Annotated in this window: 12 protein-coding genes; all 12 read right to left on the bottom strand. The window is 58.1% G+C overall.

All coding sequences use genetic code 11. The features are described 5' to 3' along the window. Nucleotides 1–3 precede the first annotated feature (3 nt). The 12 genes from tssK to RSO41_RS01545 all read right to left on the bottom strand — a co-directional run bounded on the left by tssK (nucleotide 4) and on the right by RSO41_RS01545 (nucleotide 13,009). Complete coding sequence (tssK, locus tag RSO41_RS01490; RefSeq protein WP_315617086.1) at nucleotides 4–1,338, bottom strand: type VI secretion system baseplate subunit TssK; 1,335 nt, start codon at nucleotides 1,336–1,338, stop codon at nucleotides 4–6. After that, nucleotides 1,335–1,889: a type VI secretion system lipoprotein TssJ gene (tssJ, locus tag RSO41_RS01495; protein WP_315617088.1), complete on the bottom strand. Its 555-nt coding sequence runs from the start codon at nucleotides 1,887–1,889 to the stop codon at nucleotides 1,335–1,337. The genes tssK and tssJ overlap by 4 nt, the downstream gene beginning before the upstream one ends. Further along, nucleotides 1,886–3,220: a type VI secretion system-associated FHA domain protein TagH gene (gene tagH, locus RSO41_RS01500; RefSeq protein ID WP_315617090.1), complete on the bottom strand. Its 1,335-nt coding sequence runs from the start codon at nucleotides 3,218–3,220 to the stop codon at nucleotides 1,886–1,888. Before tagH ends, tssJ begins: the two co-directional genes overlap by 4 nt. A gap of 7 nt (nucleotides 3,221–3,227) precedes the next feature. Next, nucleotides 3,228–4,241 carry a type VI secretion system baseplate subunit TssG gene (gene tssG / locus RSO41_RS01505; RefSeq protein ID WP_315617092.1) on the bottom strand — a complete coding sequence of 338 codons (1,014 nt, stop codon included), beginning with the start codon at nucleotides 4,239–4,241 and terminating at the stop codon, nucleotides 3,228–3,230. Continuing rightward, on the bottom strand, nucleotides 4,205–5,968 hold the full coding sequence (tssF, locus tag RSO41_RS01510) for a type VI secretion system baseplate subunit TssF (protein ID WP_315617094.1): 1,764 nt from the start codon (nucleotides 5,966–5,968) through the stop codon (nucleotides 4,205–4,207). Before tssF ends, tssG begins: the two co-directional genes overlap by 37 nt. A gap of 7 nt (nucleotides 5,969–5,975) precedes the next feature. Continuing rightward, nucleotides 5,976–6,410: a type VI secretion system baseplate subunit TssE gene (gene tssE / locus RSO41_RS01515; RefSeq protein ID WP_315617096.1), complete on the bottom strand. Its 435-nt coding sequence runs from the start codon at nucleotides 6,408–6,410 to the stop codon at nucleotides 5,976–5,978. A 4-nt stretch (nucleotides 6,411–6,414) separates the two neighbouring features. Beyond that, the gene (tssC, locus tag RSO41_RS01520; protein ID WP_410000308.1) at nucleotides 6,415–7,899 is read right to left on the bottom strand and encodes a type VI secretion system contractile sheath large subunit; all 1,485 of its coding nucleotides are present in this window, start codon (nucleotides 7,897–7,899) and stop codon (nucleotides 6,415–6,417) included. A 24-nt stretch (nucleotides 7,900–7,923) separates the two neighbouring features. Next, complete coding sequence (gene tssB, locus RSO41_RS01525) at nucleotides 7,924–8,436, bottom strand: type VI secretion system contractile sheath small subunit (protein WP_315617101.1); 513 nt, start codon at nucleotides 8,434–8,436, stop codon at nucleotides 7,924–7,926. Between the two features lie 591 nt (nucleotides 8,437–9,027). After that, a complete protein-coding gene (locus tag RSO41_RS01530; protein ID WP_315617103.1) occupies nucleotides 9,028–9,456 on the bottom strand; it encodes a DUF1153 domain-containing protein in 429 nt (142 codons plus the stop codon). Between the two features lie 240 nt (nucleotides 9,457–9,696). Continuing rightward, entirely contained in the window at nucleotides 9,697–10,689 is a 993-nt protein-coding gene (locus RSO41_RS01535; protein ID WP_315617105.1) for a tetratricopeptide repeat protein, read from the bottom strand. A gap of 1 nt (nucleotide 10,690) precedes the next feature. Beyond that, the gene (locus RSO41_RS01540; protein WP_315617107.1) at nucleotides 10,691–11,767 is read right to left on the bottom strand and encodes a hypothetical protein; all 1,077 of its coding nucleotides are present in this window, start codon (nucleotides 11,765–11,767) and stop codon (nucleotides 10,691–10,693) included. Nucleotides 11,768–12,013: 246 nt separating this feature from the next. Then, nucleotides 12,014–13,009 (bottom strand): tetratricopeptide repeat protein, encoded by a 996-nt coding sequence (locus RSO41_RS01545; protein ID WP_315617109.1) that lies wholly within the window; start codon nucleotides 13,007–13,009, stop codon nucleotides 12,014–12,016.

Raw genomic sequence — 13,009 nt, forward strand, 5'->3', positions numbered from 1 at the left:
GGCTTAACTCCTGATGGCCCAGAACTGCATTTCGAGTCCAGGGAAGTCCCCGGCCACATGAAAGGCAAAGCCGCTGGCACCGCGCAGCATGTTCCAGGCCTCACTGTGGCGATCCAGACGGAAATAGGTGTAGCCCGCATGGAACGGCAGCTGCCGGGGCGCCACCGGCAGCGGCTCGAGGGGAATACCCGGTAGCTGCAGACTGATCAGCTCGCGTACACGCTCGACGCTGGCCACCTTGGTCTGCTGCACGAACAGTTTGCGCAACCTTTCCGGCGGCATGTCGGCGCGCACGGCGAGGATAAAGTCGGCATCTTCCAGCAGGCTCGAATCCTGCAGCGTGGCCACCTTGAGACCGAAACGTCGTGCCTGTAGCTGAATCGCCAGCGCTCGAGGTTCCAGCACCGTCGACAAGGACTGGCGCAGGCTCTGCATCAACGGCCGGAAGGCGGTTTCCGGATGATCGTGGTCATAGGCTGGAAACTCGGGTGGCAGACGAGACTCGCCCGTGAAAGTGAGAATTTCGCAGCAGGCCTCGAGCATGGCGCTGTAGAGGCGCTCCGGATGCAGATGGCCGAGCCGGGACAGATGCTGAAAACGCGGATGTACGCGGTTGAGCAACTGCAACAGCATGAATTCGGACACATCCGCCACACCGCTCTGGTTGGGGGTTGCCATGCGATGCGCCAAGTTGCGAGCACGTTCGCGCATCAATCCCGCCATTTCACTGACGAAACGTTGCAATACCGGCACCGCCTGTGCGTTGAGCAGGGTCGGCAGGAAATTCTCGTCCAGTACCAGACTGCCATCCGGGCGCCGCTCGACGATTCGAGCCACCGCCAGGCAGGCATAGGCACTGCGGTCTTCACTTTCCAGCAGCAGGCGCGGCGCCACACGGGCGAGATGCAGATCGGCCAGATCGCCTTCCTGAGAGTGCAGGTCGCGCACGCCGCGCGTCTCGGCACGATAGCGGGACGGCAACGACGAGGATTGCCAGTCAACCTCCGCGACACCATCGGTGGCCAACGGCAGCCCGAGATACACGATCTGGTTGGCCGTAGCGGCGTTGTCGATTTCCAGCGGTGAAGGCTCGACATCGTCGTCAGGCAACTGAAACGCCGTGCCATCCGGCATCACGCCGCTGGCCCTCGTCAGCGCAACGCGGCCGAAGCTCAGGTATTCCGCATTGATTTCCAGCGACAGAAACCCATGCAGATGGCTGCCGACACCGCGCAGGCGAGTCTCGATCAGCCCTTCCAGGCTTCTCTGCTGTTGCTGGAAGTGTTGCGGCTTGATGAACAGGCCTTCACTCCAGACGACTCGGTTACGACTGGTCATTGGGTTTCCTTTCTCAACTTGGCTTCATGCGCCAGCAAGTGCACCAGCAGGTGGTAGTCGCGACCGGTGTCATCGACACGCACGACTTTCTTCCACTGAGCCCGGTTGGGCGATGCGTAGAAGGCGATGATGCCGATATAGCGGGTGTCCTCCTCTATCTCGAAGGGCTCGTAGAACTTGAACTGGCCCGGCAACAAGGTGAAGTCATCGTGAGCCAGATAGTTGGTGCCCAGTGCGTCTTCCAGATCGCTGAAAAGCTGCTGACGATCAGCGGCCATCAGCATCGAATCGTCCTTGAGTTGCAGGATCTGGAAACGCAAGGGTGTTCCCTCGCCACCGAGATAGGGATTGACGTTCTCGGTAGCCAGCATGCTCAAATCGACCTTGGAGGGCCGATCTTCAAGCGGACCGACCGGCGTCGAAGGGTCACTCCAGACCTGATACGTCTTGCTGGCCACATCGGCCGTGGTCGAACAGCCCGCCAGCAATGCCACCAACACCAGGACAAGTGCACTGAGCCATGCACGTTTCTTGACGATGTCTCTGGTCATGACGCCTCCCGTTGCTGACGACGCAAGGAGGCGTCATAGGCCTGTTCGAAAACCTCCCAGAACAGTTTCTCGAAGCCCTGCTGGCGACCCGAGTTGAGTTCCTGAAAGTAATGGCGATACATGTTCCAGGCCCAGTCACCCTCGTTGTCGGTTTGCGCGCTGCCGGCACCACGGTAGGCCATGAAGCGCTTGAGCAACGCATCCGGCGAGAAGGCGGCCAGAATTGAGCGCAAGGCTTCATTGATGGCTTCTTCGATGGCCACCATGTGTTGCTGCTGGTGCTGCAGGCACTCTGTCACGGCGGCCGGGGCCGAAAGGTGTACAGGGCTGCGCTGTGCCGAAAACAGGGTTTCCAGGGTACGTTCGTAACTTTCGCCGAGGCGCAGCGGGTTGTCCTCGATAGGCTGGAGATGACGATCACGCAGCGGATAGCGGCGATCGTCATGATGCTGATGCAGCTGCAACAGCCCCTGGATGGTGGCATTCAGCGTCTTGCCCGACTCTTCCAGAAAGGCTTGCTGCTCGGTGCTGTCAGCAAAATTCAGGTGGCCGCCCAGGGCCCGCATCAAGGGAGAGGCACTGAGGTGCTCCATGCCGCTCTGGCCTGGCTCTTGCCAGCGGTCTTCGAGCTGTTCGCCGACCGAGCGCTCGAGATCATTCAGCAGCTTTTCGTCCATCTTGAGTTCCTTCTGGTATCCATGGGAAGGCAGGGAAGGTGTCCAGCTGACGGGATCTGCCTCGTCCACCGTGGTCATGAGTTCGTCTGGTGCCTCGAAAGGCGCGTCGGTCTGGCCGCTATCCTGCGTCGAGAGGGCAGCCAACGGGTCATGCTGGCGCTGTTCGGCGGTGATATCGCCCAGTGCCTTCAGGGGATCGTCACGCTGCTGGGTCTCGACCGTGGCAAAGGGACTGGCTTCTTTACTTTCCAGGAGTGCCTGATCATCGTTGACGAGCGTTGCCAGCGACTGCACACCGCCCTGCTCCGCCTGACGGTCACCCATGTGTACGCGCATGCGATATTCGCCGACGATCAACTCGTCACCGTCTCGCAGCGCCACATACTTGCTCTGCCCCAACGGCAAGGAGGCGTCGTTGACGAAGGTTCGACCACTTTGATCGATCAGGCAGAATTGGCTATCCCGCAAGCGGATTTCAGCATGTCCCGGCTGAATTCGGCCTGAATGATCCTGAAGCAGCCAGTCATCCGTGGGGGCGCTGCCCAGAGTACCGCCGGAGGCCGGGAAAACATGACTGCTGGTGGAGCGGCCTTCGAGCCGTTCACTGTTGGTGACCACCAGCGTGATTGCGGAATGTCGGGACGTTTCTGTCATGGAAATCTCACCGGGTCATCTGGATACGGACCCGGCGTCGCCGAGCCGTGGCGTTGAGGTCTGGGTTCACAAAGGTGGTCCAGCCAAGCTGGCAGCTCTTGCTATCGCCCAGGAGCATGGGGCGAACCTCGCTTTCGAGCAGCTCCAGTTCCAGGTCATAGGCCAGGGGCTCACGCAGCACGAAGGACACCAGGGTTTCCAGGGCGGCGTGGTCACGACCATCGGGCAGAAAGTCGCGAAAGCGCTCCAGGCTCAGGCCGCGCAGACAGAGCGCGAACTTGCCATTGATATCAGCCACACTGGCACCGGAAACCAGGTCCTGCCCCAGGGTGGCGCAACGCATGCCCATACTGCTGCGCTGGTCGTCGGGAATGATCACCCGCCGATAGACCCAGGGCTCGATCTCGACCTCGGGCAGGTCAAAGCAGTGGCCGACGATGCCGGAAACCACATCTGGCGAGCGTGACCGACCGGCCAGGAGACCGGCATAGGCGAGCATCTTGCTCCAGTTGATGGGCGTTTCACCGCGCAGGCGGTCATCGGCCAGCCCGGCAAGCGCGAACACGGCGGAAGAAAGTCCGTCGCTGGCTCCATCCTGATAGCGGACGTAATGCCGATACTTACGCCAGCCGCGATAGAGCAGTGTCAGGTAGCGGTGGTTGAACAGATTGAGAAAGTCTGTCGCCACGCCTTCACGATGCGCATCTTCATGCGCCATCGACTCCAGGTAATAGCTAGGCAGCGGTGATTGCGAACCCTGGAGCCCCAGGAAGCTGATGCGCATATTGTAGGTATCGGCATCGCGAGACTCGAGGTTGACGATGTCACTGCTGGGAAAGCCCAGCGAAGCCGTGGCGTGAAAGCGCACACGCTCGGTGTCCACGGCGCTGCCCTTTTCCAGGTCATCGCCGTGATACTGGTGAAGCAGCTCGACCAGCCGATAAAAGTTGTAGTGACGTGCGCCCTCGACCAGCGGGGAGAGCGTCACATCAGGGGTTGTTGCCCCGTCTGCAAGTTCCATGTGTAACGCTCTCGATTCTGCTGATTGATGACTTCCAGCTCATGAAAGGAGTTGATGCTGGCGTAGAGGGAGAAAAAGCGCGACAGCATACAGCCGAACAGGTAGAGGCCACCTTCATCACCGAAGGCTTCCTGATCCAGGGTCATGACGGAGCGCAGCCCCCGCACCGGCAACCCTTTATAAAGCCGGTCCACCGGCTGGGTCTGAATATCGACGATGCCCTGCAGGCGCTTCTGGGACATCCGCTCTGCCTGCCGATCCACCAGGGCACGAAAATCGTAGGCGCGTAGCACGGAACACAGGGCGTCACGATTCAGCAACGATAGATAGTTCAACGACAGATTGGAGATCAGCGTCCACAGCAGGCTGCCGTCCAGCGTGGGACGCATGGCCGGCGTGGGCCGGGTGATGTTGCGAAAGGTCGCAAACGAAGGGCTTTCATCGGTAGGAACATGCACATCGCCAATGGCCAGGCGCTCGGGCAACTCCCGGTTGCTGCAGGTCAGGCGCAGGGAGATGGTTTCGCGAAAGCCCATGCAGGCCTGCTCATCGCCCCGCACGAAGGCAATATCATGATCGAAGCCATCCCCACGCAGGCTGTCGCGCACACGAATTCGATAGTAGAGCGCCTGACGATCCCGGTCTCGTTCGATCTGGTGCTCGAAGCTTTCAAACGGCACATAGCGACGCGGCGCTCCACGAATGCGCCCGCTAGCGCTCTCCAGCCAACCTTCCACGTCATCGACGCTGAAGACTTCATAGTGCGAGGGGTAACGGCCACTGGGACGCACCCGATACTCGCTACGCTCGCCGGTCAGGTCGATCGGGTCGGCATCGTGCTCGAAGAGATTGATCGCCGGTGTGCAGAATAGCGCCAGGCTTTCGTCCACGACCCTGGCATCGGCCGGCAGGGTGCGCGAGAAGGTGAAACGCAGGGATACCGTCTCGGCCACACCGGCAGGCAAGTAGTCCCCCAGCGACTGCAGCTCGATAAAATGAAAGGCCTCGGGAAAACATAGGTATTCCTGCAGGATTCGATAGCCCTGATAGGCGTTTCGGGGATAAGGCAGCAAGGCATCCCTGGCACTCATGCCCACCGACTGCAGGAGGTAGGAAGGTAGACTCAGGCTGCGTCCATCGACCTCCAGTTCGATTCCCGCGAGATAGTGGTTCAGCCATAGATACAGGGTGCGCGCAGTGTATTCACTGCTGCCCAGATAAAGCCTCAACGCTCCGATGCCGATCTCGTTCAAGGGGCGATCACTGTGCACCGAGAGGTTCAACAGAAGCTGCGATGTCTCGCGGGAGTGCTGCACCTGGACCCCTTCATGGGCCAGCGGATAGACATTCAGGTCATGACAGGTGCGGAACTGGCAAACCGTGTCCTCGACGGCCTCGCTGGACAGCGCGGTGCCCTTGGGCACGACCTGGCCCGTACTTAGACTATTGAGGTGCGGCTTGAACTGGGCGATCGTTACACTGGGAACCGGCCTCAGATAGTTGGGCCAGAGCATGGCAACCAGTGAGTGCGTCAACTCGGGAAACTCGTCATCGACCTTCTCGCGAAGGCGTCCCGAGAGAAACGCAAAGCCCTCTAGCAGCCGTTCGACGTCGGGATCGGTGCTGTGCTCAGCGAGAAAGCGGCTCAGGCCGGGATTTCCCTCGGCGAACTCGCGTCCCTGGCGCTTGAGGAAGTCAAGTTCATCCCGATAGTAGCGATTCAGCATAACGGCCTCAGTTCAAGCACAGATAGCGCTTGTCGTTGAGCAGCAGATCAATGGTGGTTTCCGCCATGTCGTGATCGACATCCAGGACGGCCTGAACCTGAAAGCGCAGCTGCAGCGGGTCGTTGTCGTGATGGTGCTGAGTCTCGACATGAACGCGGTGAACACGCGGTTCATAGCGCTCGATGCACTCACGGATGGCACTCTCGACCTTGAGTTCCAGATCAAGCGCGCCGAGCGTGGCATCGTTCAGGTCCAACAGACCCAGGCCCGGTGCACATTCGCTGTGCCCCGGATGACTGTTGAGAAGCTCGACCAGATGGCGCTTGATGGAAGTGACCGTGGCCTCGACAACATCCGCCGACGGTACCGGGTGATTCGGTGCCGACAGGCGTTCGAAAAGGCTGGCGCCAGCCAGGCCGCTTCGATCTCTGGAAGCGGCCATGACGTCACTCCTTGTCGAGGCGACCCACCAGCGACAACTCGAAGTTGGCGCCCATATACTTGAAGTGCGGGCGCACTGCCAGGGATACCTGGTACCAGCCCGGGTCGCCTTCCACGTCGGAGACGTGCACCGAGGCGGCGCGCAGCGGACGGCGGCTTCTCACATCGGCAGGCGGGTTTTCCTGATCCGCCACGTACTGTCGAATCCAGGTGTTGAGCTCGCGCTCCAGGTCCTGACGCTCTTTCCAGGAGCCGATCTGCTCGCGCTGGAGCACCTTGATGTAGTGTGCCAGGCGATTGACGATGAACATGTAAGGCAATTGAGTGCCGAGCTTGTAGTTGGTCTCGGCCTCACGGCCCTCGGGCGTATTGGGGAACGTTTTGGGCTTCTGTACCGAGTTAGCCGAGAAGAAGGCCGCGTTATCGCTGCCCTTGCGCATCGTCAGCGAGATGAAACCTTCCTCGGCCATCTCGAATTCGCGCCGATCGGTGATCAGCACTTCGGTGGGAATCTTGTTCTGCAGTTGCCCCAGGGACTCGAAGGTGTGCGTGGGCAAGTTCTCGACGGCACCACCACTCTGCGGTCCTATGATGTTTGGGCACCAACGATACTTGGCAAAGCTGTCGTTGAGACGCTCGGCCAGCAGGTAGGCCGTATTGCCCCAAAGATAGTTGTCGTGACTATCGTTGACCGACTCGCGATAGTGGAACGACTTGACTGGATTTTCCTCAGGGTCGTAAGGCGTTCTCAGCAGGAAGCGGGGCGCGGTCAGGCCCAGATAACGGGAATCCTCCGACTCGCGCAGACTGCGCCAGCGGGTATACTTCGGCCCTTCGAAGATGGCCTTGAAGTCCTTGATGTTCGGCAGCTCTTCGAAGCTGTCGATGCCAAAGAAGCTGGGCGCCACGGAAGACAGGAATGGCGCATGCGCCATGGCGCCGACCGAGGCAGTATACTGCAGCAGCTTGATATCCGGTGTGGAGGGGGTGAAGTCGTAGTGGCCAATCATCGCTGCCACGGGTTCACCACCGAATTGACCATACTCAGCAGCATAAACATGCTGATACAGCCCACTCTGACTGAGCTCGGAGGCGAACTCGAAGTCCTCGAGCAGCTCTTCCTTGGTGGCGTGAAGGACATTGAGCTTGATATTCTCGCGGAAATCCGTGCGGTCCACGAGCAGTTTCAAGCCTCTCCAGGCGGACTCCAGGTGTTGAAACTCATCGGTGTGAATTACTTCATCGACCTGTTGGCCGATCTTACGATCCAGCTCGACGATCATTCGGTCGACGACTGACTTGTTGACCTGCTGCTGAGCGTCATCGGACTTCAAAAGCTCGCTGATGAAAGCCGCAACGCCCTGTTTGGCCACATCGTACCCGTCTTCATTGGGTACCATGCGGGTCTGCGCCATCACCTGGTCGAGCAATGACTCGGACTGAACCTCTTCGCTGGCAACGGCCTGGTTCTGTGTGGATTCCGTCATGATAATGCCTCGCTTCCGTGCGGGTAATCAGGTGTCGTTGGAGGATGCCTGGTTGTCGATGAGGTCCAGCTCGCTCAGCAACTGATCACGAGTAGCAGGATCTTCGATCAAGGCTTGCAGCCGCTCCCGGAAAGCAGGCACATTGCCCAGCGGTCCCTTGAGAGCAACCAATGCCTCACGGAGTTCGACAAGCTTCTGCAACTCGGGGATCTGACGAGCGACGCTATCCGGGCCGAAATCTTCCAGAGACTGAAGCTTCAGATCAACATTGAGCTCCTGACCGCTGGCATCATCCTCCAGGCGGCTGGGTACGGAAGTTTGCAGGCTTAGCCCGGCTTCACGCATTACGGACTGGAAGTTGTTCTTGTTGACCGAAACGGCCTCGCGATCCTCGATCGGCGCTTCTTCGTTACCCCCCTTGAAGTCGCCGACGATGAGCAGCTTCTGAGGCAGCTCCGTTTCGGCCTGATTATCTCCCGTGGCAGGTACGTACTTGATGTTGATGCGCTCTTTCGGCGCCACTGAACCTTCCTTGGCCATGATAGAAGCTCCCTTATCGTTAACGCTGAGATGGTGGTAATAGGGTTCCACCGGACCTTAAGCGTGGCTCAATCAACCAAATGCAATATCGGCCACAACGTCATCGCCACTGAATCGGATGTACTGAAAAAGGCATATAAGCACATCCCTGAAGACCGGGAGGAGGATATCATCACTACTAACTGATAGGGGGATTGCCAACATGGCCATCAACAAGAGGAAAGAGGGAAGACAAAAACACCACATCACCAATAACAAAAAAAACTCCATAAAAATCAATTAGATAAATACACGCAAATGCCAAAAAACTCCCCCATGTAAGAAATATCCTACGTCAATTTAATTAATCGATTACGAATAAAATGGTAAAAAAATCAAAACCTGCAAAACGACAGCTTGAAATAGCTTACATGCGGGGTGTGCTCGGGTGCCGTATAGTCCAGAGACAGGTATGGCCGCTATTGCAAGCTGCTGGCGCAAGGTCAGAAACCCTACGGTCGCTTGCGCACCTACCAGCCTTTGAGCTGCAGGACACGCTGGACCGGCTTGCAGTTCTCACCCAGCACGCCCGACAGCCGGCGATAGCCGTAGCTAGGTCGCGCTTTTGCACCGGTAACACAGACTGCGCCGTGGGAAGCCCAGCCGGCGGCAAAGTTTGGCAAGTGATACCTTGCGGCCTTCCTGGGCCATTTCCACCTGCAGCGACCTTACGAGTTCTCGTCCTCGTCGAGCAGGCGGCGCCACTTTTTTTAGTGCGTTGATCTGCAAGTGGGCCTCGCCCAGTGCCCCCTTGGTTTCCCACAAGTCGGACTCGTATTGCTCGCGGATATCCTTGGGGCGGGCCCTGAGTCCGTTCTCCATGTTGCGCTGGGCTTCATCGATCCAGCCTTCGACCTCGGAGACGGTGAGGTCACGCTGTCGGACGACCTCGGCGACCATGGTCTTGCCCTTGACGATACCCATGACCACGGACGCTTTACGCTTCGCGGTCCATTGCTTGATGGGGATATCGTTGCTCATTTTCTCCTCCTGATGGCTGCACTATACCCTGTGCAGCTCTGGAGGGGGCACTGCAGGCGCGCCTTCCCTGGCGAGAATTGGCCGCATGGCGTCCCTGCCATGCCTCGCTCCCGCGAGTCTGACTCGCAGGCTGTATTATCGACTATCCTTCTCGGCGACTCGGGATCGAGGGCCGGGGCGGCTGAGGGCCATATCGCTCATGCCACCAACAGCTCCCGGACACAGAATGCCAAACACTACTTAGAACCCATAACGTGGCGGGAACTTGGAAAGAGGTGGCTCTTTATTCAGCCATTCTTGAGCTAATTCCTCTGCCTCCTGTATTTTCTCAGGAGTCATATCACCTCGACTTTTATCCATAATCCATTCTGCGGTATCATTACCAGTTTCTTTAAAAACCGCATAACTAATACCCCAACCTTTAACTACGTTTTTTTTATTTTGGCATAAACCCTCTCTTATTTTTTCATTCCATCTTTCCGGGTCAAGGTAGCAACCACCCATTGTTAAGCGTTCTTCCAAATAACCATTATTTGATGATTTTACTTTCCACCGCCAAGCAGCTTCAGGTCTATTCTCCTTTCCTAAAACCTCGGCTAAGGCATCCATCGCTGGTACATATCCTTGCTCCGCTGCCTTGCGTAACCACCTTTCAGCGGCCTTCAGGCGCCGGGATTCCAGGAAGTACCAGCCGTAACCGCCATGGATCATGCTACCCATTCGATACTGGGCTTCGGGATTGCCAGCTTCGGCGGCGCGCTCGAGCCAGTCAATCCCTTCATCTTCGTCATCCAGGGCCGCATAGATATAGTAAAGCGCCACCATAGCATCCGTATCGCCGGCCTCGGCCTTAGGCAACGTGATGGCCCGGGCCTTTTCCCGCCAGCCTTCGGCCTCTTCTGGACAGTAATCTCCCGCAACACAGGCCCCGCCGCTGTGCAGCCTTAGCATGGCATAGGGATCACCGTGATCGGCGGCCTTGAGGTACCAATCCATGGCGTCGTGTGAGAGCCCTCTATCCAATAAGCGATTGGCTTCCCCCAGATAATACATGGACTCAACATCACCAGATTCGGCTGACTTTTCGAGATAAGGTTGCATCTTGATCCATTCGGATATGCCCCAAAGGCGCATCCCCTCTTCCTTGGCGGACCGGGCCTCGTCATCGAGGGCCAGCACCGAACACGGCAGACTCAGTAGCGCGATGGCGAACAATAACCGGACGAAGCACATCTTAGGGCTCCCGATAAGTGGCTTCTTTACCACGGGGTGTCTGAACGAAATGGCAGTGGGTGTCCATATCCTGACCGAGGCGTTGTGACACATTTTTATAACTTCTTCTGGCATCACCCGCATCACGATCTCCAGTAGAAGAAACAACTCTCATGAATTGGTCCAACCGATAGCGATTCTCGCAATAGGCACGCCCAAAGGCCTGGCGTCTGGCGCTTTCATTGTCGCTTTCCTCACCACTCCCCTCGGCGCCGCTGTACTCCCCATCCACCGACATCCTGGCCACGGCCTTCTCGAACAGGCGCTGGGCGGCGCGTCTTGGATAGTGGCCGTTCGTATAGCCCTCTTCGATCCATTCCAGGCATTGGGCGATGGCGATCTGTTGCAGATCGATCGCCTCATTGCGACCGTAGCGTTTGCCTTCGATTTCATAGCCCAGAAAGCCCGGCGCCGCTCTCAGCACATGCAGCAAGGGCCCCATAGCTTCGGGTGGAAGATGCTGCACCCAGGCACGCAACTCTCTTGCTCTGGCCGGGTTGGATGCCGTATCGACAATGGCATACGCGATCGGCCCGGCGCGCTCCGAGCGGGTGAAACCGGTATACAGGTCATCCAGGGTATCCAGGCCGCGTAGGGCCAGCATGCCAACATCCACCAGCAACATCGTCTGCACGAAGAACAGCTTGCGAAAGCCGTCGAAGGCCTCGGGGGTGATCCAGTCAACCACCTCGTATTCGTTGTCGACCAGGGCCTGGTGCAGCATGCCCATCCAGGGGTCCAGCCGGTTGGGGTCGAGAGTGACGGTCAGCTTGCCGCCGTAGCCGACCTTGAAGACCAGCCGCCCCTTGAGGGTCAAGACGAACTTGCCGTCCACCAGGCCAAGCTGGAAATCCGCCGTGGCGCCGTAACCCGCCGTTTTGGCCTGGTCGAGACCGACCACCGATACGCCGTTGTGGTCGAGGCTCAACCCTGTCTCGGTGGCAAGCGCCACACTGGCACCGGCAAAGCCCTTGAGCACCGGCTCGAGTTGCAGCGAGTAACACCCCAGGCTGCGGCGCTCGTTGCCTTTGTTGTGCAAGGTGCACGTGTATGGGCGACGCTTTCTTATCTCTAGCCACGCTACCGCCGGGGCGGGCGGCAGCGCACCTCCCCTGGCGAGAATTGGCCGCATGGCGTCCCTGCCATGCCTCGCTCCCGCGAGTCTGACTCGCAGGCTGTATTATCGACTATCCTTCTCGGCGACTCGGGATCGAGGGCCGGGGCGGCTGAAGGCCATATCGCTCATGCCACCAACAGCTCCCGGACACAGAATGCCAAACACTACTTAGAACCCATAACGTGGCGGAAACTTGGAAAGGGGTGGCTCTTTATTCAGCCATTCTTGAGCTAATTCTTCTGCCTCCTGTATTTTCTCAGGAGTCATATCACCTCGACTTTTATCCATAATCCATTCTGCGGTATCATTACCAGTTTCTTTAAAAACCGCATAACTAATACCCCAACCTTTAACTACGTTTTTTTTATTTTGGCATAAACCCTCTCTTATTTTTTCATTCCATCTTTCCGGGTCAAGGTAGCAACCACCCATTGTTAAGCGTTCTTCCAAATAACCATTATTTGATGCTTTTACTTTCCACCGCCAAGCAGCTTCAGGTCTATTCTCCTTTCCTAAAACCTCGGCTAAGGCATCCATCGCTGGTACATATCCTTGCTCCGCTGCCTTGCGTAACCACCTTTCGGCGGCCTTCAGGCGCCGGGATTCCAGGAAGTACCAGCCGTAACCGCCATGGATCATACTACCCATTCGATACTGGGCTTCGGGATTGCCGGCTTCGGCGGCGCGCTCGAGCCAGTCAACCCCTTCATCTTCGTCATTCAGGGCCGCATAGATATAGTAAAGCGCCACCATGGCATCCGTATCGCCGGCCTCGGCCTTAGGCAGTGTGATGGCCAGGGCCTTTTCCCGCCAGCCTTCGACCTCTTCTGGACAGTAATCTCCCGCAACACAGGCCCCGCCGCTGTGCAGCCTTAGCATGGCATAGGGGTCACCGTGATCGGCGGCCTTGAGATACCATTCCAAGGCCGCTCGAGTCATGCTGCCCATATGCTGACGACGCTCGGCTTCTCCCATGTAATACATGGACTCTACATCTCCGGCATTAGCCGCCTTTTCCAGATATGCCAATGCCGCTGTCGAATGACTAATGTTGTAGAGACGCATCCCTTCTTCCTTGGCCGCCTGGGCCTCGTCATCGAGGGCCAGCACCGAACACGGCAGACTCAGTAGCGCGATGGCGAACAATAACCGGTCGTAGCGCAT

It is taken from the genome of Halomonas sp. I1, from assembly GCF_032334135.1.
In the GTDB taxonomy this organism is placed as follows: Bacteria; Pseudomonadota; Gammaproteobacteria; order Pseudomonadales; family Halomonadaceae; genus Halomonas.